We start from the raw sequence: 24582 nt of genomic DNA on the forward strand, positions 1-24582 counted from the left end.
GTAACGGAGAGGCACCCGCCGGGAACCGGCAGACGATCAGGAGATAGACGTGATCCAGCAGGAGTCGCGACTGCGCGTCGCCGACAACACGGGTGCGAAGGAAATTCTCACCATTCGTGTTCTCGGTGGCTCGGGTCGCCGCTACGCGGGTATCGGTGACGTCATCGTCGCCACCGTCAAGGACGCGATCCCCGGTGGCAACGTGAAGAAGGGTGACGTCGTCAAGGCCGTCATCGTTCGCACCGTCAAGGAGCGTCGTCGTCAGGATGGCTCGTACATCCGCTTCGACGAGAACGCCGCCGTCATTCTGAAGAACGACGGCGACCCCCGCGGCACCCGCATCTTCGGCCCGGTGGGCCGGGAGCTGCGCGAGAAGAAGTTCATGAAGATCATCTCGCTCGCGCCGGAGGTGCTGTAAGCATGAAGATCAAGAAGGGCGACCTGGTTCAGGTCATCACCGGTAAGGACAAGGGCAAGCAGGGCAAGGTCATCGTGGCCTACCCCGCCCAGGACCGCGTCCTCGTCGAGGGTGTCAACCGGGTCAAGAAGCACACCAAGGCCGGTCAGACGGCTCGCGGTTCGCAGACGGGTGGCATTGTCACCACCGAGGCCCCGATCCACATCAGCAACGTTCAGCTGGTCGTGGAGAAGGACGGCAACAAGGTTGTCACCCGCGTCGGCTACCGCTTTGACGACGAGGGCAACAAGATCCGCGTTGCCAAGCGGACCGGTGAGGACATCTGATGACTGCCACCACTGCGCCGCGTCTCAAGACGCGCTACCGCGAGGAAATCGCCGGCAAGCTGCGTGAGGAGTTCTCGTACGAGAACGTCATGCAGGTTCCCGGTCTGGTCAAGATCGTGGTCAACATGGGTGTGGGCGACGCCGCCCGCGACTCCAAGCTGATCGACGGTGCCGTCAAGGACCTCACCACGATCACCGGCCAGAAGCCGGCCGTCACGAAGGCCCGCAAGTCCATCGCGCAGTTCAAGCTGCGCGAGGGCCAGCCGATCGGCTGCCACGTCACCCTCCGCGGTGACCGGATGTGGGAGTTCCTGGACCGTACGCTGTCGCTCGCGCTTCCGCGTATCCGTGACTTCCGTGGCCTGTCGCCGAAGCAGTTCGACGGCCGTGGCAACTACACCTTCGGTCTCACGGAGCAGGTCATGTTCCACGAGATCGACCAGGACAAGATCGACCGGGTCCGGGGCATGGACATCACCGTGGTCACCACGGCGACCAACGACGACGAGGGTCGTGCCCTCCTTCGTCACCTCGGCTTCCCGTTCAAGGAGAACTGACCGTGGCGAAGAAGGCTCTGATCGCTAAGGCCGCCCGTAAGCCGAAGTTCGGCGTGCGCGGGTACACCCGCTGCCAGCGCTGCGGCCGGCCCCACTCCGTCTACCGCAAGTTCGGCCTGTGCCGCGTGTGCCTTCGTGAGATGGCTCACCGTGGCGAGCTGCCGGGCGTGACCAAGAGCTCCTGGTAACTCCCCTCTGCCCTCGGGCAAAGGGAAGTTCCGGAGACTCTCGGTAAGCATCTGGGTCGGCAGGAGCCCGTCCTTTCATGCCGTAGGCTTGAAGGGTTGGGCGCCTGCCGCCCACGACCGACTTACTACGCCGTAGGTCCCCGCACCGCACCCGTCCCGCCACTGAGTGGGGAGAGGGATGGCGCATACAGGAAACCCCGGCGAGAGAGGCCGAAGGCCAACTCATGACCATGACTGATCCCATCGCAGACATGCTCACGCGTCTGCGTAACGCGAACTCGGCATATCACGACGATGTCTCGATGCCGCACAGCAAGATCAAGTCGCACATCGCGGAGATCCTCCAGCAGGAGGGCTTCATCACCGGCTGGAAGGTCGAGGACGCCGAGGTCGGCAAGAACCTCGTCCTCGAGCTGAAGTTCGGCCCGAACCGCGAGCGCTCGATCGCCGGCATCAAGCGGATTTCGAAGCCGGGTCTGCGTGTATACGCAAAGTCCACCAACCTGCCGAAGGTCCTCGGCGGTCTGGGCGTGGCGATCATCTCCACGTCCCACGGCCTCCTGACCGGCCAGCAGGCAGGCAAGAAGGGCGTAGGTGGGGAAGTCCTCGCCTACGTCTGGTAGTCGGGAAAGGAAGGAAAGCTCATGTCGCGAATCGGCAAGCTCCCCATCCAGGTTCCCGCCGGTGTGGACGTCACCATCGATGGCCGTACGGTCGCCGTGAAGGGCCCCAAGGGTTCCCTCACGCACACCGTTGCCGCGCCGATCGAGGTCTCCAAGGGTGAGGACGGCGTGCTCAACGTCTCCCGCCCGAACGACGAGCGTCAGAACAAGGCCCTCCACGGCCTGTCCCGCACGCTGGTGGCGAACATGATCACCGGTGTGACCACGGGTTACAGCAAGGCGCTCGAGATCAGCGGTGTCGGTTACCGCGTCCAGGCGAAGGGCTCCAACCTGGAGTTCGCCCTGGGCTACAGCCACCCGATCCTCATCGAGGCTCCGGAAGGCATCACCTTCAAGGTCGAGTCGCCCACGAAGCTCAGCGTCGAGGGCATCGACAAGCAGAAGGTCGGCGAGGTAGCCGCCAACATCCGCAAGCTGCGGAAGCCCGACCCGTACAAGGCCAAGGGCGTCAAGTACGCGGGCGAGGTCATCCGCCGCAAGGTCGGAAAGGCTGGTAAGTAGCCATGGCATACGGTGTGAAGATCGCCAAGGGCGACGCGTACAAGCGTGCCGCCCTCAAGCGCCGCCACATCCGCGTCCGCAAGCACATCTCCGGCTCGCCGGAGCGTCCTCGCTTGGTCGTGACGCGTTCCAACCGCCACATCGTGGCCCAGGTCATCGACGACATCGCGGGCCACACGCTCGCGTCGGCGTCGACCCTGGACACCTCGATCCGTGGTGGCGAGGGTGACAAGAGCGCCCAGGCCCAGCAGGTCGGCGCCCTGGTCGCCGAGCGTGCGAAGGCTGCAGGCGTCGAGGCCGTCGTGTTTGACCGCGGTGGTAACCAGTACGCCGGGCGGATTGCCGCTCTGGCTGACGCCGCCCGTGAAGCCGGGCTGAAGTTCTAAGCCCCGGTTCCTACGCACAGCGTCCGTAACAGAGAGAGGTAATTCCAATGGCTGGACCCCAGCGCCGCGGAAGCGGTGCCGGTGGCGGCGAGCGGCGGGACCGGAAGGGCCGTGACGGTGGCGCTGCCGCCGAGAAGACCGCGTACGTCGAGCGTGTCGTCGCGATCAACCGTGTCGCCAAGGTTGTGAAGGGTGGTCGTCGCTTCAGCTTCACCGCGCTGGTCGTGGTGGGCGATGGTGACGGCACCGTCGGTGTCGGATACGGCAAGGCCAAGGAAGTTCCCGCGGCCATCGCCAAGGGTGTCGAAGAGGCCAAGAAGAGCTTCTTCAAGGTCCCGCGCATCCAGGGCACCATCCCTCACCCGATCACGGGCGAGAAGGCCGCGGGCGTCGTCCTGCTCAAGCCGGCTTCCCCCGGTACCGGCGTTATCGCCGGTGGCCCGGTGCGTGCCGTGCTCGAGTGCGCCGGCGTTCACGACATCCTGTCGAAGTCGCTTGGCTCGTCCAACGCGATCAACATCGTGCACGCGACCGTGGAGGCCCTGAAGGGCCTGCAGCGTCCCGAGGAGATCGCGGCCCGCCGCGGTCTGCCCCTCGAGGACGTCGCCCCCGCGGCCCTGCTGCGTGCACGTGCGGGAGCGGGTGCGTAATGGCTCGCCTCAAGATCACGCAGACGAAGTCGTACATCGGCAGCAAGCAGAACCACCGCGACACCCTGCGTTCGCTCGGGCTCAAGCGCCTGAACGACTCGGTTGTCAAGGAGGACCGCCCCGAGTTCCGCGGAATGGTGCAGACCGTCCGCCACCTCGTGACGGTTGAGGAGGTTGACTGACATGGCGGAGAACAGCCCGCTGAAGGCCCACAACCTCCGGCCTGCCCCGGGCGCCAAGACCGCCAAGACCCGTGTGGGTCGTGGTGAGGCGTCCAAGGGTAAGACCGCAGGCCGTGGTACCAAGGGTACGAAGGCTCGTTACCAGGTTCCGGAGCGCTTCGAGGGTGGCCAGATGCCCCTCCACATGCGTCTCCCGAAGCTCAAGGGCTTCAAGAACCCGTTCCGCACGGAGTACCAGGTCGTGAACCTGGACAAGCTCGCGACGCTCTACCCCGAGGGTGGAGAGGTCACGGTGGCCGACCTGGTCGCCAAGGGCGCTGTGCGCAACAACCACCTCGTCAAGGTCCTCGGACAGGGCGAGATCTCCGTGGCGCTGCAGGTTTCGGTTGACGCCGTCTCCGGCTCCGCCAAGGAGAAGATCACCGCCGCCGGCGGTACGGTCACCGAGCTCGTCTGAGCCGCGGGACAGAACTGGGCCTGGCCGGCCGCCTCTTCGGAGGTGGCCGGCCAGGCCTTTTTCGTGTTTGTGCCGCTGTACGGGAACCGTAAAGGCTCGGGAAAGGTTGAACGGGTGTCCACCGCACCGGCGGTGGGGGAGCGGAGGGGCGTTCACGTCCCAAATGGTGTGGCTTGGCCGGTCTTTCGCGGCGCGGGCCGGGAGGCGTGCCGTGCACCGGTGCGCGGTGCGTGTTTCCCGCCCAGTCCCCGGCCGGGTAGGGTGGCGCCGTTAATCTTTTGTGGCCTCCTTACGATGTAGGGCTGCCTTGTATCCGATCCCATCCAGTCCCATCCAGACCCGTCGCCTCTGACGCATAGCGCGGGGGTCGCAGGAGGCACCGTGTTCACCGCGTTCGCCCGAGCGTTCAAGACGCCCGACCTGCGCAAGAAGCTGCTCTTCACGCTCGGCATCATCGTGATCTATCGGCTCGGGGCTCACGTCCCGGCCCCCGGCGTCGACTACACGAAGGTGCAGCAGTGCATCGACCAGGCCGACTCGGGTGGTCTCCTCGGTCTGATGCAGATGTTCAGCGGTGGCGCCCTGCTGCAGATCACCATCTTCGCGCTCGGCATCATGCCGTACATCACGGCGAGCATCATTCTCCAGCTGCTGACCGTGGTGATTCCACGCCTGGAAGCCCTGAAGAAGGAGGGGCAGTCCGGCACGGCGAAGATCACGCAGTACACGCGTTATCTGACGGTCGCGCTGGCCATCCTCCAGGGCACCGGCCTGGTGGCCACCGCCCGCAGCGGCGCGCTCTTCCAGAACTGCTCCGTGGCCGGCCAGATCGTCCCCGACAAATCGATCTTCACCACGGTCATCATGGTCATCACGATGACCGCCGGTACGGCCGCCGTCATGTGGCTCGGTGAGCTGATCACCGACCGCGGCATCGGCAACGGCATGTCGATCCTGATGTTCATCTCGATCGCCGCCACGTTCCCCGGCGCCCTGTGGGCCATCAAGGAGAGCGGCAAGCTGGCCGACGGCTGGATCGAGTTCGGCACGGTCATCCTCATCGGCTTCGTGATGGTCGGCCTCGTCGTCTTCGTCGAGCAGGCCCAGCGCCGGATCCCGGTGCAGTACGCGAAGCGCATGATCGGACGCAGGTCCTACGGCGGTACGTCCACGTACATCCCGCTGAAGGTGAACCAGGCGGGTGTGATCCCGGTCATCTTCGCCTCGTCGCTGCTCTACATTCCCGCGCTGATCGTCCAGTTCTCGAACTCGCAGGCCGCCTGGGCGACCTGGATCACGGACAACTTCGTCGGGCAGAACGAGCCGTACTACATGGTGGCGTACTTCCTGCTGATCGTCTTCTTCGCCTTCTTCTATGTGGCCATCTCGTTCAACCCCGACGAGGTCGCCGACAACATGAAGAAGTATGGTGGCTTCATTCCGGGTATCCGCGCGGGTCGTCCTACTGCCGAATACCTGAGCTACGTGCTCAACCGGATCACTTGGCCAGGCTCGCTGTACCTGGCCCTGATCGCTCTTGTGCCGACGATGGCGTTGGCGGGCTTCGGCGGTGCGAACGCGAACTTCCCGTTCGGCGGGACGAGCATCCTCATCATCGTGGGTGTGGGTCTGGAAACCGTGAAGCAGATCGAGAGTCAGCTCCAGCAGCGCAATTACGAAGGGTTCCTCCGCTGATGCGAATCGTCCTCGTCGGGCCTCCGGGTGCCGGCAAGGGAACGCAGGCTGCGTACCTTGCTCACAACCTCTCGATTCCGCACATCGCCACGGGCGACCTCTTCCGCGCCAACATCAGCCAGGGCACCGACCTTGGCAAGCAGGCCCGTGCCTTCATGGACGCGGGCCAGCTGGTGCCGGACGAGGTCACCATCGGGATGGCCAAGGACCGTATGGCCCAGTCGGACGCCGCGGGCGGCTTCCTGCTGGACGGCTTCCCGCGGAATGTCGGTCAGGCCGAAGCCCTTGACGTGATGCTCAAGGACGAGGACGTGAAGCTCGACGCGGTCCTCGACCTGGAGGTCCCCGAGGACGAGGTCGTGAAGCGGATCGCGGGCCGCCGCGTCTGCCGCAACGACAGCGCGCACGTCTTCCACCTGACGTACAACCCGCCGAAGACCGAGGGCGTCTGCGACGTCTGCGGCGGCGAGCTGTACCAGCGGGACGACGACAGCGAGGAGACGGTCCGTACCCGGCTGGAGGTCTACCACACGCAGACCGAGCCGATCATCGACTACTACCGGGCCCAGGGCCTGGTGGTGACCATCTCCGCGCTGGGCAAGGTCGCTGACGTGACCGCCCGCGCCATGGAGGCGCTGAAGGCCTCCGACGAGGGCTGAGCGTCACCCCCGCACCACCCGTAGTGCAAGCCGGCCGCGGCGCCCCAGGGCGCCGCGGCCGACTGCTTGCCCCCGTATCGTTGAACACGCCGAGCCGTACCCTCCACCGTCGATGCAGAGAGGCGCCGAGCAATGGTGCAGATCAAGACCCCCGAGCAGATCGCGAAGATGCGCGAGGCGGGCCTGGTGGTCGCTGCCATGCACGCCGCCACCCGTGAGGCCGCCGTTCCCGGGGCCACCACGCACGACCTGGACCAGGTCGCCCGCAAGGTGATCGCCGATCACGGCGCGAAGTCGAACTTCCTCGGCTACGGCGGGTTCCCCGCGACCATCTGCACCTCGGTCAACGAGGTCGTCGTCCACGGCATCCCGGACGAGAAGACGGTCCTCAAGGACGGCGACATCATCTCGATCGACGCCGGCGCGATCGTCGACGGCTGGCACGGCGACGCGGCGTACACGGCCTTCGTGGGCACCGGTCACGCTCCGGAGCTGGTCGAGCTGTCCCGGGTGACCGAGGAGTCCATGTGGGCCGGGATCGCCGCGATGAAGGTGAACAACCGCCTCGTCGACATCTCCCGGGCGATCGAGTCCTACATCCGCCGCCAGCCCCGCCCGGCGACCGGGAAGTACGGGATCATCGAGGACTTCGGCGGTCATGGCATCGGCACCGAGATGCACATGGACCCGCACCTGCTGAACTACGTCTCCCGCAAGCGCGGCAAGGGCATCAAGCTGGTCCCGGGCGTCTGCCTGGCGATCGAGCCCATGGTCTCGCTCGGCACGGCGCGGACGGAGACCCTGAGCGATGACTGGACGGTCATCACGACGGACGGCACCTGGTCCTCGCACTGGGAGCACTCCATCGCGCTGACCGAGCAGGGCCCGCTGGTCCTGACCGCCCCGGACTGCGGCAGGGCGAAGCTCGCGGAGTACGGGGTCGAGGCGGCTCCCGACCCTCTCGGGTGATGTGACCCGACGGACGGAGTCCGGCGCAGCGGCCCGAAGCATGTGAGGCGCCCTCGGCGCCGAGCCCGCGAGGGCTGCGTGGAGGAGGGGCCGGGGTCGAGGCGGCTCCCGACCCTCTCGGGTGATGTGACCCCCCGGGGAGGTCTAAGGATCACCCCGGCTGGGCAAACTTGACGGATTCGTCTTTTGGAGTCCGCTGACGTAGACTGACTCGTCGGCTCTCGTGCATCAGTGTGCCCGCATATCAGCACACCGCTGACCAAGAGCCGATCAAGGTAGCCGATTCGAAAGGCGAAGCGTGGCCAAGAAGCAAGGTGCCATCGAGATTGAGGGCACCGTGATCGAGTCCCTCCCGAACGCAATGTTCAAGGTGGAGCTCCAGAACGGTCACAAGGTCCTGGCGCACATCAGCGGCAAGATGCGGATGCACTACATCCGCATCCTCCCGGATGACCGGGTCGTGGTGGAGCTCTCTCCGTACGACCTGACGCGTGGCCGGATCGTCTACCGCTACAAGTAGATCTTGCCGGCACCCCGTTTCGGCGGGTGATGGCACTGACCCGGAGAACCTGACATCCCATGAAGGTCAAGCCGAGCGTCAAGAAGATCTGCGACAAGTGCAAGGTGATCCGCCGTCACGGTCGGGTCATGGTCATCTGCGACAACCTGCGCCACAAGCAGCGCCAGGGCTGACGCACGACCGCCTGCATCTCGCAGTTCTTCGCGCGACGCACGTAATTCGTACATACGCAGAGCCCGTCCAAGCCACGGCTGACGACACCTCCGGCGGGGGCCGGGGACCCGGACGTACCATCGCTCCTCGTGAGCGGTCGGCGGTCGGGAGTGGCCCTGCGGAAGACCCCCGATATAACAACTGGAGCCATTGAATGGCACGCGTTTCAGGTGTTGACATCCCGCGCGAAAAGCGCGTGGAGGTTGCCCTCACCTACGTCTTCGGTATCGGGCGCACCCGGTCCAAGGAGATCCTCGCCTCGACCGGCGTGAACCCCGACGCCCGCGTCCGCGACCTTGCCGAGGAAGACCTCGTCAAGATCCGCGAGTACGTGGACGCCAACCTCCGCACCGAGGGTGACCTCCGCCGCGAGGTCCAGGGCGACATTCGCCGCAAGATCGAGATCGGCTGCTACCAGGGCATTCGTCACCGCCGCGGTCTGCCGGTCCACGGTCAGCGCACCAGCACGAACGCGCGTACCCGCAAGGGCCCGCGTCGCGCCATCGCCGGTAAGAAGAAGCCGGGCAAGAAGTAGTCCTCAGCGGACGCACTGCGGACCTCCGGGACCCGCAGCAACCAGCGGTCTTCGCTGTAGGACCGATCACCTCCCCTCTCCATCTGGAGTAAAGACATGCCCCCCAAGGGTCGTCAGGGCGCAGCCAAGAAGGTGCGTCGCAAGGAAAAGAAGAACGTCGCTCACGGCCACGCGCACATCAAGAGCACGTTCAACAACACCATCGTCTCGATCACGGACCCCTCGGGCAACGTGATCTCCTGGGCCTCCGCCGGCCACGTCGGCTTCAAGGGCTCGCGCAAGTCCACCCCCTTCGCCGCGCAGATGGCCGCCGAGTCGGCCGCCCGTCGCGCGCAGGAGCACGGCATGCGCAAGGTCGATGTCTTCGTCAAGGGTCCCGGCTCCGGCCGTGAGACCGCGATCCGCTCCCTCCAGGCCACGGGCCTCGAGGTCGGTTCGATCCAGGACGTCACCCCGACGCCGCACAACGGCTGCCGTCCGCCGAAGCGTCGCCGCGTCTGACCCGTCACGGCCGGTGACGGCCGTGCGTCAGTAGCGCCGGGTCCGGGCGGTACACCTCTTACGGGGCGTACCGCCCGTACCCTTGTTACATCTGTCGGGCATCAAATAGTGGGTGCCCACGACTGAAGGATCACCGCATGCTTATCGCTCAGCGTCCGTCGCTGACCGAAGAGGTCGTCGACGAGTTCCGCTCCCGGTTCGTGATCGAGCCGCTGGAGCCGGGCTTCGGTTACACCCTCGGCAACTCCCTCCGCCGCACCCTCCTCTCCTCGATCCCCGGTGCCGCTGTCACCAGCATCCGGATCGACGGGGTCCTGCACGAGTTCACCACCGTGCCGGGCGTCAAGGAGGACGTGACCGACCTCATCCTCAACATCAAGCAGCTGGTCGTCTCCTCGGAGCACGACGAGCCCGTCGTGATGTACCTGCGCAAGCAGGGCCCGGGTCTGGTCACCGCCGCCGACATCGCGCCCCCGGCCGGTGTCGAGGTGCACAACCCCGACCTCGTTCTCGCCACGCTCAACGGCAAGGGCAAGCTGGAGATGGAGCTGACCGTCGAGCGCGGTCGCGGCTACGTCTCCGCCGTCCAGAACAAGCAGGTCGGCCAGGAGATCGGCCGGATCCCGGTCGACTCCATCTACTCGCCGGTGCTCAAGGTCACGTACAAGGTCGAGGCGACCCGTGTCGAGCAGCGCACCGACTTCGACAAGCTGATCGTCGACGTCGAGACCAAGCAGGCCATGCGTCCCCGTGACGCCATGGCGTCGGCCGGTAAGACCCTGGTCGAGCTGTTCGGTCTGGCGCGCGAGCTCAACATCGACGCCGAGGGCATCGACATGGGCCCGTCCCCGACGGACGCCGCTCTCGCCGCCGATCTGGCTCTGCCGATCGAGGAGCTGGAGCTCACGGTCCGTTCGTACAACTGCCTCAAGCGCGAGGGCATCCACTCCGTGGGTGAGCTCGTGGCCCGTTCCGAGGCGGACCTGCTCGACATCCGCAACTTCGGCGCCAAGTCGATCGACGAGGTCAAGGCGAAGCTGGCCGGTATGGGCCTCGCGCTCAAGGACTCGCCTCCCGGCTTCGACCCGACCGCCGCCGCCGACGCCTTCGGCGCGGACGACGACGCGGACGCCGGTTTCGTGGAGACCGAGCAGTACTGATCGCCTCCCGGCTGGGGGTGCCCGGTTTGCTGGGTGCCCCCGTGCCGGGCTGAGGCTTCGTCCTCAATCGCCGGACGGGCTTGATGTATCAAGCCCGAACGGCAGCCATGACTTCCGTGAGGCGTCCGCCTCGCGGGAACTGACACCGGTACCTGATACGGCCGGTGCAGCACACAAGGAGAATCACCATGCCGCGTCCCGCAAAGGGTGCCCGTCTGGGCGGCAGCGCCGCGCACGAGCGTCTGCTCCTCGCCAACCTGGCGAAGTCGCTGTTCGAGCACGGCCGCATCACGACGACCGAGGCCAAGGCCCGCCGCCTGCGCCCCGTCGCCGAGCGCCTCGTCACCAAGGCGAAGAAGGGCGACATCCACAACCGTCGCCTGGTGCTCCAGACGATCACGGACAAGAGCGTCGTCCACACGCTCTTCACCGAGATCGCTCCCCGGTACGAGAACCGCCCCGGTGGTTACACCCGTATCACCAAGATCGGCAACCGTCGTGGCGACAACGCCCCGATGGCGGTCATCGAGCTGGTCGAGGCGCTGACCGTGGCCCAGCAGGCCACCGGTGAGGCCGAGGCCGCGACGAAGCGTGCGGTCAAGGAAGACGCCCTCAAGAAGGACGAGGCCCCCGCGGCTGAGTCCGTCGAGGACGCCAAGCCGGCCGACGACGCGGAGTCCAAGGACGCCTGAGCGTTCTGAGACGGACCACGGGACGGGCCCGCATCACCCTTCGGGGCGGTGCGGGCCCGTTCTGCTGACCAGGGCAGTGGAGAGGATGACGCGGTGAGTGACGACGCGGAGCCCGGTTTCGTACGGGTGCGGCTGGACCTGTCCTACGACGGCAAGGACTTCTCCGGCTGGGCGAAGCAGACCAGCCGGCGCACGGTGCAGGGAGAGATCGAGGACGCGCTGAGGACCGTGACCCGCTCCGCCGTGACGTACGACCTGACGGTGGCCGGCCGGACGGACGCCGGGGTGCACGCGCGCGGCCAGGTGGCCCACGTGGACCTGCCGGAAGCGGTCTGGGCCGAGCACGAGGAGAAGCTGCTGCGGAGGCTGGCCGGCCGGCTGCCGCTGGACGTACGGATCTGGCGCGCGGCTCCCGCACCCGCCGGGTTCAACGCCCGGTTCTCCGCGCTGTGGCGGCGGTACGCGTACCGGGTGGGCGACCGGCCCGGCGGCGTCGATCCACTGACCCGGGGTCATGTGCTGTGGCACGACCGGCCGTTGGACGTGGACGCGATGAACGAAGCGGCCGCGCCGATGGTGGGGGAGCACGACTTCGCCGCGTACTGCAAGAAGCGCGAGGGCGCGACGACCATCCGGACGCTCCAGCGGTTCGGCTGGGTACGGGACCCCGGCTCCGGGGTCCTGACGGCGACGGTGCAGGCGGACGCGTTCTGCCACAACATGGTGCGGGCGCTGATCGGGGCGGCGCTGTTCGTCGGCGACGGGCGGCGGCCGGCCGGCTGGCCCGCCGAGGTGCTCGCCGCGAAGGTGCGCGACCCCGGGGTGCACGTGGTGCGCCCGCACGGGCTCACGCTGGAGGAAGTGGCGTACCCGGCGGACGCGTTGCTGGCGGCCCGTGCCGTGGAGGCGCGGAACGTACGGACGTTGCCGGGGGCGGGCTGCTGCTGAACGTCGCTCCGCCGCCGAACTCCCGGTCGTACGGCCAGGAGTTCGGCGCCGGGGGCGTCGTCCCCGTCAGCCGTTGGGGTCGGCGGCGGCCTCGGAGGCCTGGAGCTGGCCCCGGCGGTGGATCTGGCGGAAGGCGAAGTTCGTCAGGTCCTTGTTGACCGCGTAGACGTCCTTGTCTGCGGTGGTGACCCGCTTGCCGTTCAGGAAGCCGCCGACGGTGAAGTAGGCGTACCGGCCGTAGGAGTTGGCGGTGCGCAGGCAGACCGTGCCGCCCCGGCAGAAGGTGTCGACGCCGCCGCCGCTGAGCGAGGCGAGGCCGCCGGAGCTCTGGTCGACGGCCTTCTTCGCGCGGGCCTCCGTCTCGAAGACGGCGATGCCGACGGTGACGGCCACCCCGTCCTTGCGGTAGGTGGCCCGGACGAGCTGCTCGCAGCCGTTGTTCGTGAGGACCGCGCCGAGGGCGCCCTGGGTGCCCGTCGCGCACTTCGCGGTGTCGCTCGTCGCGCCCTTGAGGTGGACGCGGTCGCCCATGGTGAGCTTCTTGCCGGGGAAGAACCCGTCGGCGGTGATGGGCGCCTTGTCCTTCTTGGCGCTGGAGATGTAGTCCTTGGGGTCCGGCGGGGGCGGCGGTGCGACCGAGGAGAACGAGGGCGCGGGCGCGGAGGTGTCCTCGGGGAGTTCGGCGGGTGCGGGCAGTTGGCTCGCGTTCTTGTCCGCCGTGCCCCCGCCGCCGTTCGACGTGACCACTGCCGTGGCCACGACCGCGCCGATCGCCACGGTGGCCAGAGCGCCACCGCCGATCACCATCAGCTTCTTCCGGCGGGCACGCGCCGCGGATTCCTCCGCCAGCGCCGCCCAGTCCGGAGTCCCGTCGCCCCCGGGCCCCCAGGAGGCCCCCCCTTGCCCAAAGCTCATGCGCGCAGTTTAGAGGGAGACGTAAACCGGTTGGGCCAGGAGTTCGCCGACCGTGACAATGCTCTGTATGGGACATCTCGAAGCAGGCCACCTGGAGTACTACCTACCGGACGGGCGGGTGCTGCTCGGCGACGCCTCGTTCCGGGTGGCCGACGGGGCCGTCGTCGCGCTCGTCGGGGCGAACGGGGCGGGCAAGACGACCTTGCTGCGGCTGCTCGCCGGTGAGCTCCAGCCGCACGGCGGCTCCGTGTCGGTGAGCGGCGGGCTCGGTGTGATGCCGCAGTTCGTGGGCTCGGTGCGGGACGAGCGGACGGTGCGGGACCTCCTGGTGTCCGTGGCGCAGCCGCGTATCCGGGAGGCGGCGAAGGCGGTCGACGCGGCCGAGGAGAAGATCCTCACCGTCGACGACGAGGCCGCGCAGATGGCGTACGCGCAGGCGCTCAGCGACTGGGCGGAGGCGCGCGGCTACGAGGCCGAGACGGTCTGGGACATGTGCACCATGGCCGCGCTGGGCGTCCCGTACGAGAAGGCGCAGTGGCGCGAGGTCCGCACGCTCAGCGGCGGTGAGCAGAAGCGGCTGGTGCTGGAGGCGCTGCTGCGCGGGCCCGACGAGGTCCTGCTGCTGGACGAGCCGGACAACTATCTGGACGTGCCGGGAAAGCGGTGGCTGGAGGGGAAGCTGAAGGAGACCCGTAAGACGGTCCTCTTCGTCTCCCACGACCGGGAGCTGCTGTCCCGTGCCGCCGAGAAGATCGTCAGCGTCGAGCCGAGCCCGGCGGGCAGCGACGTATGGGTGCACGGCGGGAGCTTCGACACCTACCACGAGGCGCGCAAGGAACGGTTCGCCCGCTTCGAGGAGCTGCTGCGGCGCTGGCAGGAGGAGCACGCCCGGCTGAAGGCGCTCGTCCTGCGACTGCGGCAGCAGGCGTCGATCAGCCATGACATGGCCTCGCGCTACCGGGCGATGCAGACCCGGTTCAAGAAGTTCGAGGAGGCGGGCCCGCCGCCGGAGCCGCCGCGCGAGCAGGACATCACGATGCGGCTGCGCGGCGGACGGACCGGGGTGCGGGCGGTGACCTGCAAGAACCTGGAGCTGACCGGGCTGATGAAGCCGTTCGACCTGGAGATCTACTACGGGGAGCGGGTCGCGGTCCTCGGCTCCAACGGGTCGGGCAAGTCGCACTTCCTGCGGCTGCTGGCGGGGGAGCCGGTGGCGCACACGGGGGAGTGGAAGCTGGGGGCGCGGGTCGTGCCCGGGCACTTCGCCCAGACCCACGCGCATCCGGAGCTGCTCGGCAGGACGCTGGTGGAGATCCTCTGGTCCGAGCACGCCAAGGACCGGGGCGGGGCGATGTCGGTGCTGCGGCGTTACGAGCTGGAGCGGCAGGGGGACCAGCCGTTCGAGAAGCTGTCCGGCGGGCAGCAGGCGCGGTTCCAGATCCTGCTCCTGGAGCTGGCCGGCACCACGGCGCTGCTGCTGGACGAGCCCACGGACAACCTGGACCTGGAGTCCGCGGAGGCGCTGCAGGACGGTCTTGAGGTGTACGACGGGACGGTGATGGCCGTCACGCACGACCGGTGGTTCGCGAAGTCCTTCGACCGGTATCTGGTCTTCGGCTCGGACGGGGTCGTGCGGGAGACGGCGGAGCCGGTGTGGGACGAGCGGAGGGTGGAGCGGGCGCGGTGACCTTGGCGGTCGGCGGTGGCGGGGCTGGTCCGGCAGGGGCGTTTTGACCCGGGCGGGGGCTCCCCGGTAGGCTTCCGGTTTGTTATACGTATTGGCTTCGTCGTTCTCACGCGAAGGGCCTTACGTAGGTTCCCTGGAGCAGTTACCAGTGGCTCGCATACGGGCAGCGTCCCCGGCATTGTGAGCCCCAGCTGCATATCGCTTCAGGGGTGCCGTGTGTCTGGATCCCATCCACTGAAGAAGCGAAGGCTGCGAAGTGCGTACGTACAGCCCCAAGCCCGGCGATGTCACGCGCCAGTGGCACATCATTGACGCTCAGGACATCGTCCTGGGACGTCTGGCCACGACGGCTGCGAACCTCCTCCGAGGCAAGCACAAGGCGATCTACGCCCCCCACATGGACATGGGCGACTTCGTCATCATCATCAACGCCGACAAGGTTCACCTGTCCGGCAACAAGAAGACCCAGAAGATGGCGTACCGCCACTCGGGTTTCCCGGGCGGTCTCCGTTCGGTGCGTTACGACGAGCTGCTCTCGAAGAACCCCGAGAAGGCCGTCGAGAAGGCCATCAGGGGCATGATCCCCAAGAACACCCTGGGCCGTCAGATGCTCTCGAAGCTCAAGGTCTACGCGGGCGACCAGCACCCGCACGCTGCGCAGCAGCCGGTCCCGTTCGAGATCACCCAGGTCGCGCAGTAGTTCCGGCCACCCCTAAGACATACAGAAAGATCTGAGGAGAATCGTGGCCGAGACCACTGTTGAGACCCCCGTCGAGGGCACCGAGGGCGAGGAGACCTTCGCCGAGGTGACCACCTTCGAGTCCGAGGTCCCCGTCGAGGGTGAGTACACCTCCGAGTCGCTCGCGGGCCGCTTCGGCGACCCGCAGCCCGCGGCCGGCCTTGGCCGTCGCAAGAACGCCATCGCCCGCGTCCGGATCATCCCGGGCACCGGCAAGTGGAAGATCAACGGTCGCACCCTTGAGGACTACTTCCCCAACAAGGTGCACCAGCAGGAAGTCAACGAGCCCTTCAAGGTTCTCGAGCTCGACGGTCGCTACGACGTCGTGGCCCGCATCTCGGGTGGCGGTGTCTCCGGCCAGGCCGGTGCCCTGCGCCTCGGTGTGGCCCGCTCGCTGAACGAGGCGGACGTGGACAACAACCGCGCCATTCTGAAGAAGAACGGCTTCCTCTCCCGCGACGACCGTGCGGTCGAGCGCAAGAAGGCCGGTCTCAAGAAGGCCCGTAAGGCCCCGCAGTACAGCAAGCGCTAATCTCGCCTGCTCGACTGTCACGTTCGCCCCGGCGGCACACTCTGTGCTGCTGGGGCGTTCGTTTATCAGCCCTCGCGGGCGTATAACGGCATAAGACGTTCATCGGACCGGACGGGATCGTGGCCCGGTGAGCGCCGTCGCGCATCCGGCAGGTCGGTCGCGCCATGCCGTCCGACGTGCCTTTTTGCGTTTTTTCTTTGCTTTCGTTGTTTCGTTGCTCAGTTCGTTTGCTGTGCAGTGGTTGTTTGTGGTTTCGGAGCACTTCGGAGGACACCAGTGGGACGACTCTTCGGTACGGACGGAGTACGCGGTGTCGCCAACGCCGATCTGACGGCCGAGCTCGCGCTCGGCCTCTCGGTCGCGGCGGCGCACGTACTCGCCGAGGCGGGCACCTTCGCGGGCCATCGCCCGACCGCCGTGGTCGGACGTGATCCGCGGGCCTCCGGAGAGTTCCTGGAGGCCGCCGTCGTGGCGGGCCTGGCCAGCGCCGGTGTGGACGTGCTGCGTGTCGGCGTCCTGCCGACGCCCGCCGTGGCGTATCTGACCGGCTCGCTCGGCGCGGACATCGGCGTGATGCTCTCCGCCAGTCACAACGCGATGCCCGACAACGGCGTCAAGTTCTTCGCGCGCGGCGGCCACAAGCTGGCCGACGAGCTGGAGGACCGGATCGAGACGGTCTACGAGCAGCACCGCACCGGTGAGCCGTGGAGCCGCCCGACCGGCGCCGGCGTCGGCCGGGTCACCGACTACACGGAGGGCTTCGACCGGTACGTCGCCCACCTCATCGGCGTCCTGCCCAACCGGCTCGACGGTCTCAAGGTCGTCCTGGACGAGGCGCACGGCGCCGCCGCCCGGGTCTCTCCCGAGGCGTTCGCGCGGGCCGGGGCCGAGGTCGTCACCATCGGGGCGGACCCGGACGGCCTGAACATCAACGACGGCTGCGGCTCCACCCACCTGGAGCTGCTGCGCGCCGCCGTCGTCGAGCACGGGGCCGACCTCGGCATCGCGCACGACGGCGACGCCGACCGCTGCCTCGCCGTGGACGCGGCGGGCGAGGAGGTCGACGGCGACCAGATCCTCGCCGTGCTGGCCCTCGCGATGCGGGACGCCGGCTCGCTGCGCAAGGACACCGTCGTCGGCACCGTGATGTCGAACCTCGGCTTCAAGCTGGCCATGGAGCGCGAGAACATCCGGCTCGTCCAGACTGCGGTCGGCGACCGGTACGTCCTGGAGTCGATGAAGGCCGAGGGCTTCGCGCTCGGCGGCGAGCAGTCCGGGCACGTCATCGTCCTGGACCACGCCACGACCGGTGACGGCACGCTGACCGGCCTGATGCTGGCGGCCCGCGTCGCCGCCACCGGCCGGAGCCTCGCCGAGCTGGCCGGGGTCATGCAGCGCCTGCCGCAGGTCCTCATCAACGTCCCCGACGTCGACAAGACCCGGGTGAACACCTCGTCCGAGCTGGCCGCCGCGGTCGTCGAGGCGGAGCGCGAGCTGGGCGAGACCGGGCGCGTACTGCTGCGCCAGTCGGGCACGGAGCCGCTGGTGAGGGTCATGGTCGAGGCCGCCGACATCGAACAGGCGCGGGCCGTCGCCGGCCGGCTGGCCGACGTGGTGAAGTCCGCGCTGGGCTGAGCCGCCGCTTCAAGGGCCCGGAGCACGGGTCACGCGCGTACAGAGGCCCCCGGTGCGTTCGCCGGGGGCCTCCGCACGCGCCGGACCTTCCCCGGGCCCCGGTGCGTTCTCGCGGAAGAACCACGTTCAGCGGCCGCGGCCCGGCTCGGAGGACGGAGCAGGGCACCCGCTGGTCTGTGCCCGCTGGTCTGTGCCCGCCGGGCGCCCTGAGCGCCGATGGCATCCTCCCGTGGTCGCCCCCGGCGTCCGCCGCGCGGGCGAGCGCCGCTCGACCCGGCGGCGGATGCCGAGCTCCCACTTCGCACGCGAAGATCGACGACGTCGGATCTCGTCGGGGAGGGCGCATATGACCACGCGGGCCAGAGCCACGGCAGCAGCGAAGGCAGCCGACACATCGGCCGACGCGCCTGCCGTCCGCGAACCCGTCGAGCCCGTTCCCCGCTGGGCGGTCCGGGTGGCCCATGCCATCCCGCTGTGTGTCCTGCCGTCCGGGTTGTGGCGTGTCGCGCTGGTGCTGGGTCTGGCCGGCCACGACGCGGACTACCACTGGGCGGTGTGGGAACGCCCGTACGTGATCGGGCTGTCCGTGGTCTCCGAAGGGCTCGCGCTGCTCGCCCTCGGGCTGGTGCGGCCGTGGGGCGAAGTCGTGCCGCGGTGGGCGCCGGGGCTGCGCGGCAGACAGATCCCGATCCCGGCGGTGGTCATTCCGGCCGCACTCGGGGCGACGCTGATCATGATGCTCTGCGCGTACGGCGTGCTGAACCAGATCTTCGGTTTCGTGGAGCCGATGAACGAGAACGGCGACGGTTTCCCCACCAGCGGTCCGGCCGCCTGGGCGCTGTGGGCGACATACGCCCCGCTCCTCGCCTGGGGCCCGCTCCTGGCGATCCTCACCGTCGCGTATTACCGGCGCCGCCGGGCGAGGGACGCACCGGCTGCCGCCGCTCGCCCCGAAGCGGTCAGAGCTTGCGCAGGGACAGCTTCTGGACCTTGTGGTCCGGACCCTTGCGGAGCACCAGCGTGGCCCGGCCACGCGTCGGAGCGACGTTCTCCAGCAGATTCGGCTTGTTGATGGTCCGCCACATGGTGCGCGCGTAGTCCAGCGCCTCTTCCTCGGAGACCTGGGTGTACTTGCGGAAGTACGAGGACGGGTCCTGGAACGCCGTGGCGCGCAGCTTGCGGAAGCGGTTCAGGTACCAGGTCTCGATGTCCTCGGCGCGCGCGTCCACGTACACGCTGAAGTCGAAGTAGTCGGCGAGCCCGACCCTGGTGCGGCCGTCGCTGCCGGGCAGTGCGGGCTGGAGGACGTTGAGGCCCTCGACGATGAGGATGTCGGGGCGGCGCACGGTGAGCCGCTCGCCGGGGACGATGTCGTAGATCAGGTGCGAGTAGACGGGCGCGGTCACCTCGTCCTTGCCCGCCTTGATGTCGGCGACGAAGCGGGTCAGGGCGCGCCGGTCGTAGGACTCCGGAAACCCTTTGCGGGAGGTCAGCCCGCGCGCCTTCAGCTCCTTCATCGGCAGCAGGAACCCGTCCGTGGTCACCAGCTCGACGCTCGGGTGCTCGGGCCAGCGGGCCAGCAGCGCCTGGAGGATACGGGCGCTGGTGGACTTGCCGACGGCGACACTGCCCGCGACCCCTATGACGAACGGGGTGCCGCGCTGCGCCCCGTGCCCGTTCCCGGCGTCCCCGAGGAAGGTGTTCAGCGCACCGCGCAGCCCCGAGGTGGCCTGGACGTACAGGTTGAGCAGCCGGGAGAGGGGCAGATAGACGTCCCGCACCTCGTCCAGGTCGATGACGTCCCCGAGCCCCCGCAGCCGCTCCACCTCGTCGGCGGTCAGCGGCAACGGCGTCTTGTCCCGCAGCGCGCTCCACTCGTCGCGCGAGAGGTCGACGTAGGGGGTCGGCGCGTGCTCGGTGCGACGGTGGGGGCTCCGTGCGGGTGAGGTGATCACCTGTTCATTGTCGCGGGACTTCGAACGGAGTGGGGGGTGGGCTCGGTCACGTGGGTGGCGACCCCACCGGAGGACGCAAGCCGTCCCGGCCAGCAACCGTCTACGCGGTGATGGACACCAGAAGCCGGTCGACCGTGAATCATCTTGCAGTGCCATACACCGAGCGGTACCGTGAAGACAAGCTGGTCGCCGCGGGCGACTGGAAGTGGAGCCAGGTGACCTGGGGCAGACCGGGAGCCTGGCTCGGCGTCTTTCTGAGCTCCCTCTCTCAGCAGTCGGTGGGCACGTCGAAGTCGATCAGTGTCTCGCCCAGGAGATTCGTGTAGCAGCTGTCCCCCAGCCGCTGGGTGCGTACGGCTCCCGCGACGATGTCCGAGATCCACAGCAACGGTTCCTTGGCACCGGGAATGTGTTCTGCTCGCATGACGGTGCCCCTGGGGAGCACGGTCTGCCGGACCGCGGCCATGGTGCGAATGTCCCGGGCGTTCAGTTCCTCCTGTCGCGCTTCCAGGCAGAGATGAGAGATGCCGAAGCCGTGAAGCTCCACGGCGAGCGCACTCAGACACTTGCTACGAGCTCTCTCCTGCTTGCGCTGGGGAACGGGTGCGCCGATCGAGACGACGTGGAGCCCTTTCTGGGCAGCCACGATCTGAGTGGCGTCCTTGCGCTCGGCGCGGTCCATCTCGGTCCAGTGCGGCTTCGCCGTGTGACGCGGTCCCTTCAGACTCCGCATGGCCAGTCGGGCGTCGGCTTCGGAGCCGGGATCGAGAATCGTGCCAGCGATGATGTAGAAGCCGTCGGACTCGTGCTCGCGGAAGGACTCGTCCAGCCAGGCGGTCCTCACCTCATCGTTGCCGGTGTGGGTACGCGGACGTTCCCCCCTGAAAGTGCCGATGAGGTTACCTCCCCCGCCGGGTGGTCGCAGCCGCAGATTCCTTGCGGCCGTTGCGCTCCGCCCTTTCGGTCGCGCTGGCGGCGAGGCCCGGGACGGCCTGCTTACGGGGCTTGCGGGGACGCATGATGGCAGCGCGCTGGTACTGGTAGGCCATGGTGAAGCCGCTGGGCGACAGCGGGGCTTTCCTGAACTCTTTTCGGCGCTCGACGAGACCGAGTTCAAGCAGTCCCTTCAAACCGCGCTCGTGGGTGTCGGCCGACCATCCGTACCACTGCGGAGCCATCTCGGCGGGGAACTTCGACCAATTCTTCTCGCGCAGAATCACCAGGAGCAACGCAAGGGACGGGAGGTCGACCCGCTCGTCGTAGCCCTTGGACCAGAAGGCGGAGGGGATCTGCAGATACAGGTCCGCCTCTGTCGTGCCCAGCGGCCGCTCGTAGGGGGAGTTGCTTCCGTCCTCGCGCAGCAGAGTGACCGTGATCATCGTGCCGGAACGGCTGCAGCTGATCAGGCTCCGCTGCTGGAGCCGACGCAGAGCCCGCCAGGCGCCCGTGCGGGCGGCCTGCTCGGTGGCGGTTCGGTCGATGTCCATCATTCGTGCCCACACGGCGCTGTCGTGCCTGGTCGTCCAGCCGGCGGTGCCGTTGCTGCATGCGGCCACGATGAGGAGATACGCCTTCAGCCCGCGCAGGTCCCGCCCGGTTACGAACCCGCTGAGCGGTCCGTGTCGGCTTGCAGCGGTTCTGGGGGCCTGGACGAACGCCTTGCGCAGGGGCACATTGGCGCGGATCGAGCGGCGGAGGATTTCCGTGCGGGTGTCACGGCCAGTCGCCTTCACCGCCTGTACATCCCGCTCGCTGAGCGAAGTCGTCTTCATGCCGCCGAAGTTAGACGAACTGCCGTCGGCAGAACAACCAGTTCAGCCCCTCGCCCCCCGTCCGTGTGAGCGGGTGCATGAGAGAGCCAAGTTGAGAGATCAAGGTGAAAGGACAACCTGTAACCACTGTGTGATTACTGCTTAGGGTCGAGTACGTTCCAGCCTCCAGTTCTGTACGTGCGGCACCGGCGGCACCGGCGGCGCAGCGCTCATCCCTGACCACTTCGACTTGTTGCTCCGTTACCCACACCGAGGTACCGAGATCACCCCACCGGGCCAGGCGCCAGAGATTGCCCTCGGCGCGGACGGCCACGGGCCCGGTGTCCGCTCCCCTGTGCCGGACACCTGGCCCGCGCCCGGTTTCGTGCGAGCCGTACGGTCAGGGCTTCTGGCCCTTGGCGTCGACGACGGCCGCCCTGGTCCTCGCGATGTCGATCAGGACGTCGCCGCGCTGGTAGACCATGGGTTCGAGGGCGGCAGGGCCGGGGACCTCGTGTGTCCTGGTGACGACGTCGCGTTGTCCCGCGTAGCTGTAGTCCACCGGGTCGACGAGGATTTCGCGCCGAATGTCCTGCTGGTCGTACTTGCGGGTCACCGCGATGACCTGGCGGCCGGAGGCGTCCCGGATCAGGTGGTCGGTCACCTCGACGCCGTCGACCGTGGCCATCGCCCGGTAGATGCGGGCCAGCGCGTCGGGCGGGAGGGGGTACGACTCCAGCAGGACGGACAGGGCGCGGAAGCTGTGTTCGTCCTTGGCTTCGGGGGGTCCGTCGGGTCCGCTGCCGGTGGGGAAGACCTTCCGCAGTTCCGCGAGGAGGGCGCCGGGGTCCTCCGGGAGATTCGCGGCGATCTTGTAGGACTCACGCGCGGTCCGGTGGTCGGTGTCGGACGCGTCGTTCTCCGCGGCCTCGTCGTCGTACGGGATCCAGGAGTCGGGATCCGCCTTCTCCACGGAGACCTTCATCCCGGAGTCCGACCCGTCCTTCCTGGTCGGCTGGGCCGGCTCTCCGCCGACCTGCCGGAGGTAGATCCACTGGTCGGGGCGCGGCTCCGGCGGGGCCGCCTGCCGCTCCAGGAAGTCGGCGGCCCGCCCCAGGGCGGCCTCCGGGCCGGACAGGTCGAGGTCGCCGGCCACGGTCGCCGGGGCCGACTGCCGGGGGGCCGACGTGTCCACCACCTGGGTGATGAACAGCGCCGCCGCGGTGATCGCCACCACCGCGCCGAGCGAGGCGATTCGCCAGTCGGCCCGCAGCCCGCGGGTACGGCGGTTCCTGCCCGCGATGGCGTCGGTCAGCCGCTCGCGGCCGGGGGCGAGCGCGGCGCGGTCGGGCACGGGGGCATCGGCGCGCAGCTCCCGCAGCCGGTTCATTTCGTCCATGACGGGGTCAGCTCCTGTTCGGCCGAGGTGAACGCGGGGTCGGTGCTCAGGGACTCGCGGACCTTGCGGCGGGCCCGGTTCAGCCGGGATCGGACCGTGCCCAGCGGTATCCGCAGCGCGTCGGCCACCTCCTGGTAGCCGAGGTCCGCCCAGGCGACGAGCAGCAGGACGTGCCGGTCGCCGGGGGAGAGCGAGGCGAGCGCACCGGCGAGGGGGGCCTGGACGGCCAGCCGGTCGTCCGAGCGGTCGCTCCAGGACGCGGCCACCGGGTCGTGGCCCGTCCGGGCCAGTGCCTTCAGCGCGCGGACCTCGGTACGGCGGTGCTTGCCGATCAGGTTGGCGGCGATGCCGTACAGCCAGGGCCGGGCCAGCCGGTGCGCGGTGTCGTAGCGGTCCCGCGTGCGGAACGCGATGAGGAACGTCTCCGCCGTGATGTCGTCCGCCGCGCCCTCCCCGAGGCGGCGGGCGGCGTAGCGGTGGATGTCCGGGGCGTGCCGGTCGTACAGCCCGGCGAACAGTTCGGGTTCGTCGAGGGATTGCGTGATGACCTCGGCGTCGTCCTCGTTCTCGTGCTCGCGTTCGTTGTCGGGGCGGGCCGGAGGTGGTCCGGTCACTGCGCCTCCCGGGGGGTGCGTCGGTCGGTGTGGCTGTCACCCCTGTTGCCCGCAGCGGCCGGAAAGGTTCACGGGCGGTGAAGTGTCACGTGAGACGTTTCACCGCCCGTCCGTTCCGCTCGCTCTAGGCGTCCTGCGGATACCAGCGCAGCTCGACCGTGTTGCCGTCCGGGTCGAGTACGTAGACCGAGGTGGCCGAGCCCCGGGCCCCGAAGCGGGGGACCGGGCCCTCCTTCACCGTGAACACCCCGGAGTCGATGACCTCCTGCCAGTCGAGCGGGTCGACGACGAGGCAGATGTGGTCCACGTTCGACTCGCCGCGCGGACGGTCGAGCAGGTCGATGATGGTGGTCGGGCTGACCCGGACCGAGGGGAACGGCACCTTCCCCGCCCGCCACTCCTCGACCCGTACCGGCTCCAGGCCCAGCGGCCCGCAGTAGAACGCGATGGCCCGCTCGACGTCCCCGACGTTGAGGACGAGGTGGTCGAAGTCCTTGACGCGTACGGGCATGTTCAGGCCTCCGACGCGTACGTGACGAAGTCCGCCCAGGCGGCCGGGGTGAAGCCGAGGTGCGGGCCGCCGGGGAGCTGCTTGGAGTCGCGCACGTGGATGGTGGCGGGGGCGGTGGCGATCTCGACGCACTGAGGGCCGTCGTTGGTGCTGTAGCTGCTCTTGAACCAAGTCAGCTCGGTGCTGTTCATGTCTCTCCCAGCAGTTTTTCGATGAACTCCCGTGACAGCCGGGGCGTGAGGGCCTGTGACCGGAGCAGGTGGTACCGCATCTCCAGGATCTGCACCTCGCGCGGGTTGGTGATCAGCCCGCTGATGCGCTGGACCTCGTCGTGCCCGACCGTCTTTCTGTCCTTGAGCTTAAGGATCCGGTGTGAACCGCCGAGACCCGCGTGCTTCTCCGCCTGCGGAGGTGGCGCTCACCGGATCGTGACTGCCGCGACCCGGTGCACCGCGATCCGGTGGGCCGGGACGCGCTTGGCCGCGACGTGGTGGACCGCGTCGCGGTCGCCCGCGACGTAAAAGCTTTTGAGTACGTGTCTTTGAGCACTGGAGAAATAACCCAACCCGACCCTGGCCGGGCCAGTTGCTACGCCAGGGCGCGC

Annotated in this window: 33 protein-coding genes and 1 pseudogene; 24 read left to right on the forward strand and 10 right to left on the reverse strand. The window is 68.2% G+C overall.

Going from position 1 to position 24582, the window contains the following annotated elements:
- Window positions 1-49 precede the first annotated feature (49 nt).
- The 20 genes from rplN to truA all read left to right on the forward strand — a co-directional run bounded on the left by rplN (window position 50) and on the right by truA (window position 12240).
- Window positions 50-418 (forward strand): 50S ribosomal protein L14, encoded by a 369-nt coding sequence (rplN, locus tag PSQ21_RS21485; protein ID WP_003966950.1) that lies wholly within the window; start codon window positions 50-52, stop codon window positions 416-418.
- 2 nt (window positions 419-420) lie between these two features.
- Window positions 421-744, forward strand: a complete 324-nt coding sequence (gene rplX / locus PSQ21_RS21490; RefSeq protein WP_007446729.1) for a 50S ribosomal protein L24 — start codon at window positions 421-423, stop codon at window positions 742-744.
- The gene (rplE, locus tag PSQ21_RS21495) at window positions 744-1301 is read left to right on the forward strand and encodes a 50S ribosomal protein L5 (RefSeq protein WP_003966948.1); all 558 of its coding nucleotides are present in this window, start codon (window positions 744-746) and stop codon (window positions 1299-1301) included. The genes rplX and rplE overlap by 1 nt, the downstream gene beginning before the upstream one ends.
- A 2-nt stretch (window positions 1302-1303) precedes the next feature.
- Window positions 1304-1489 (forward strand): type Z 30S ribosomal protein S14, encoded by a 186-nt coding sequence (locus PSQ21_RS21500; protein ID WP_003948630.1) that lies wholly within the window; start codon window positions 1304-1306, stop codon window positions 1487-1489.
- Between the two features lie 224 nt (window positions 1490-1713).
- Window positions 1714-2112: a 30S ribosomal protein S8 gene (gene rpsH, locus PSQ21_RS21505; RefSeq protein ID WP_007446728.1), complete on the forward strand. Its 399-nt coding sequence runs from the start codon at window positions 1714-1716 to the stop codon at window positions 2110-2112.
- Between the two features lie 21 nt (window positions 2113-2133).
- A complete protein-coding gene (gene rplF, locus PSQ21_RS21510; protein WP_093693506.1) occupies window positions 2134-2673 on the forward strand; it encodes a 50S ribosomal protein L6 in 540 nt (179 codons plus the stop codon).
- 2 nt (window positions 2674-2675) lie between these two features.
- Window positions 2676-3059, forward strand: a complete 384-nt coding sequence (rplR, locus tag PSQ21_RS21515; RefSeq protein WP_015610732.1) for a 50S ribosomal protein L18 — start codon at window positions 2676-2678, stop codon at window positions 3057-3059.
- Window positions 3060-3106: 47 nt separating this feature from the next.
- Window positions 3107-3709, forward strand: a complete 603-nt coding sequence (gene rpsE, locus PSQ21_RS21520; RefSeq protein WP_274032226.1) for a 30S ribosomal protein S5 — start codon at window positions 3107-3109, stop codon at window positions 3707-3709.
- Window positions 3709-3891: a 50S ribosomal protein L30 gene (gene rpmD, locus PSQ21_RS21525; RefSeq protein WP_006126892.1), complete on the forward strand. Its 183-nt coding sequence runs from the start codon at window positions 3709-3711 to the stop codon at window positions 3889-3891. The genes rpsE and rpmD overlap by 1 nt, the downstream gene beginning before the upstream one ends.
- Window position 3892: 1 nt before the next feature.
- Entirely contained in the window at window positions 3893-4348 is a 456-nt protein-coding gene (gene rplO / locus PSQ21_RS21530; protein WP_003966942.1) for a 50S ribosomal protein L15, read from the forward strand.
- A gap of 381 nt (window positions 4349-4729) precedes the next feature.
- Window positions 4730-6043, forward strand: coding sequence for a preprotein translocase subunit SecY (gene secY, locus PSQ21_RS21535; protein ID WP_274032227.1), 1314 nt, complete (start codon window positions 4730-4732; stop codon window positions 6041-6043).
- Window positions 6043-6702, forward strand: a complete 660-nt coding sequence (locus PSQ21_RS21540; RefSeq protein WP_274032228.1) for an adenylate kinase — start codon at window positions 6043-6045, stop codon at window positions 6700-6702. Before secY ends, PSQ21_RS21540 begins: the two co-directional genes overlap by 1 nt.
- 132 nt (window positions 6703-6834) lie before the next feature.
- Window positions 6835-7671 (forward strand): type I methionyl aminopeptidase, encoded by an 837-nt coding sequence (gene map, locus PSQ21_RS21545; protein ID WP_274032229.1) that lies wholly within the window; start codon window positions 6835-6837, stop codon window positions 7669-7671.
- Window positions 7672-7969: 298 nt separating this feature from the next.
- Window positions 7970-8191: a translation initiation factor IF-1 gene (gene infA / locus PSQ21_RS21550; protein WP_003956442.1), complete on the forward strand. Its 222-nt coding sequence runs from the start codon at window positions 7970-7972 to the stop codon at window positions 8189-8191.
- Between the two features lie 59 nt (window positions 8192-8250).
- Complete coding sequence (rpmJ, locus tag PSQ21_RS21555; protein ID WP_003956441.1) at window positions 8251-8364, forward strand: 50S ribosomal protein L36; 114 nt, start codon at window positions 8251-8253, stop codon at window positions 8362-8364.
- A gap of 194 nt (window positions 8365-8558) precedes the next feature.
- Complete coding sequence (rpsM, locus tag PSQ21_RS21560; protein ID WP_007446719.1) at window positions 8559-8939, forward strand: 30S ribosomal protein S13; 381 nt, start codon at window positions 8559-8561, stop codon at window positions 8937-8939.
- A 96-nt stretch (window positions 8940-9035) separates the two neighbouring features.
- Complete coding sequence (rpsK, locus tag PSQ21_RS21565; protein WP_003956432.1) at window positions 9036-9440, forward strand: 30S ribosomal protein S11; 405 nt, start codon at window positions 9036-9038, stop codon at window positions 9438-9440.
- Window positions 9441-9577: 137 nt separating this feature from the next.
- Window positions 9578-10600, forward strand: coding sequence for a DNA-directed RNA polymerase subunit alpha (locus tag PSQ21_RS21570; RefSeq protein WP_003966937.1), 1023 nt, complete (start codon window positions 9578-9580; stop codon window positions 10598-10600).
- A 188-nt stretch (window positions 10601-10788) separates the two neighbouring features.
- The gene (gene rplQ / locus PSQ21_RS21575) at window positions 10789-11292 is read left to right on the forward strand and encodes a 50S ribosomal protein L17 (RefSeq protein WP_030578028.1); all 504 of its coding nucleotides are present in this window, start codon (window positions 10789-10791) and stop codon (window positions 11290-11292) included.
- A 93-nt stretch (window positions 11293-11385) separates the two neighbouring features.
- On the forward strand, window positions 11386-12240 hold the full coding sequence (gene truA / locus PSQ21_RS21580; RefSeq protein ID WP_274032230.1) for a tRNA pseudouridine(38-40) synthase TruA: 855 nt from the start codon (window positions 11386-11388) through the stop codon (window positions 12238-12240).
- Window positions 12241-12306: 66 nt separating this feature from the next.
- On the opposite strand, the gene PSQ21_RS21585 is transcribed toward truA, so the two are convergent.
- On the reverse strand, window positions 12307-13155 hold the full coding sequence (locus PSQ21_RS21585; protein ID WP_274032231.1) for a hypothetical protein: 849 nt from the start codon (window positions 13153-13155) through the stop codon (window positions 12307-12309).
- A gap of 67 nt (window positions 13156-13222) precedes the next feature.
- On the opposite strand from PSQ21_RS21585, the gene PSQ21_RS21590 reads away from it, so the two are divergent.
- The 4 genes from PSQ21_RS21590 (at window position 13223) to glmM (ending at window position 17748) form a co-directional block, all read left to right on the forward strand.
- Complete coding sequence (locus tag PSQ21_RS21590) at window positions 13223-14842, forward strand: ABC-F family ATP-binding cassette domain-containing protein (RefSeq protein ID WP_274032232.1); 1620 nt, start codon at window positions 13223-13225, stop codon at window positions 14840-14842.
- Window positions 14843-15098: 256 nt separating this feature from the next.
- A complete protein-coding gene (gene rplM / locus PSQ21_RS21595) occupies window positions 15099-15542 on the forward strand; it encodes a 50S ribosomal protein L13 (protein ID WP_274032233.1) in 444 nt (147 codons plus the stop codon).
- A 43-nt stretch (window positions 15543-15585) separates the two neighbouring features.
- Window positions 15586-16113 (forward strand): 30S ribosomal protein S9, encoded by a 528-nt coding sequence (rpsI, locus tag PSQ21_RS21600; protein WP_069754088.1) that lies wholly within the window; start codon window positions 15586-15588, stop codon window positions 16111-16113.
- 276 nt (window positions 16114-16389) lie between these two features.
- On the forward strand, window positions 16390-17748 hold the full coding sequence (glmM, locus tag PSQ21_RS21605; protein WP_274032234.1) for a phosphoglucosamine mutase: 1359 nt from the start codon (window positions 16390-16392) through the stop codon (window positions 17746-17748).
- Between the two features lie 540 nt (window positions 17749-18288).
- Here glmM and PSQ21_RS21610 read toward each other — a convergent pair.
- The 9 genes and pseudogenes from PSQ21_RS21610 to PSQ21_RS21650 all read right to left on the reverse strand — a co-directional run.
- Window positions 18289-18642 (reverse strand): hypothetical protein, encoded by a 354-nt coding sequence (locus tag PSQ21_RS21610; protein WP_274032235.1) that lies wholly within the window; start codon window positions 18640-18642, stop codon window positions 18289-18291.
- 65 nt (window positions 18643-18707) lie between these two features.
- Window positions 18708-19703, reverse strand: coding sequence for a type I pantothenate kinase (gene coaA, locus PSQ21_RS21615; protein WP_097866712.1), 996 nt, complete (start codon window positions 19701-19703; stop codon window positions 18708-18710).
- Between the two features lie 268 nt (window positions 19704-19971).
- On the reverse strand, window positions 19972-20547 hold the full coding sequence (locus tag PSQ21_RS21620; protein WP_274032236.1) for a hypothetical protein: 576 nt from the start codon (window positions 20545-20547) through the stop codon (window positions 19972-19974).
- A gap of 55 nt (window positions 20548-20602) precedes the next feature.
- Window positions 20603-21475, reverse strand: a complete 873-nt coding sequence (locus PSQ21_RS21625; RefSeq protein ID WP_274032237.1) for a hypothetical protein — start codon at window positions 21473-21475, stop codon at window positions 20603-20605.
- Between the two features lie 379 nt (window positions 21476-21854).
- Complete coding sequence (locus PSQ21_RS21630; RefSeq protein WP_274032238.1) at window positions 21855-22853, reverse strand: CU044_5270 family protein; 999 nt, start codon at window positions 22851-22853, stop codon at window positions 21855-21857.
- Complete coding sequence (locus PSQ21_RS21635; protein WP_274032239.1) at window positions 22841-23467, reverse strand: RNA polymerase sigma factor; 627 nt, start codon at window positions 23465-23467, stop codon at window positions 22841-22843. The genes PSQ21_RS21630 and PSQ21_RS21635 overlap by 13 nt, the downstream gene beginning before the upstream one ends.
- Before the next feature lie 124 nt (window positions 23468-23591).
- Complete coding sequence (locus PSQ21_RS21640; RefSeq protein WP_018960223.1) at window positions 23592-23978, reverse strand: VOC family protein; 387 nt, start codon at window positions 23976-23978, stop codon at window positions 23592-23594.
- A 2-nt stretch (window positions 23979-23980) separates the two neighbouring features.
- Entirely contained in the window at window positions 23981-24169 is a 189-nt protein-coding gene (locus tag PSQ21_RS21645; RefSeq protein ID WP_274032240.1) for a DUF397 domain-containing protein, read from the reverse strand.
- Window positions 24166-24390 (reverse strand): annotated as a pseudogene (locus PSQ21_RS21650) (Scr1 family TA system antitoxin-like transcriptional regulator); the annotation flags it as partial. The gene PSQ21_RS21645 and the pseudogene PSQ21_RS21650, both read right to left, overlap by 4 nt.
- Between the last annotated feature and the right edge of the window lie 192 nt (window positions 24391-24582).

Source organism: Streptomyces sp. MMBL 11-1 (genome assembly GCF_028622875.1).
Classification (GTDB): domain Bacteria; phylum Actinomycetota; class Actinomycetes; order Streptomycetales; family Streptomycetaceae; genus Streptomyces.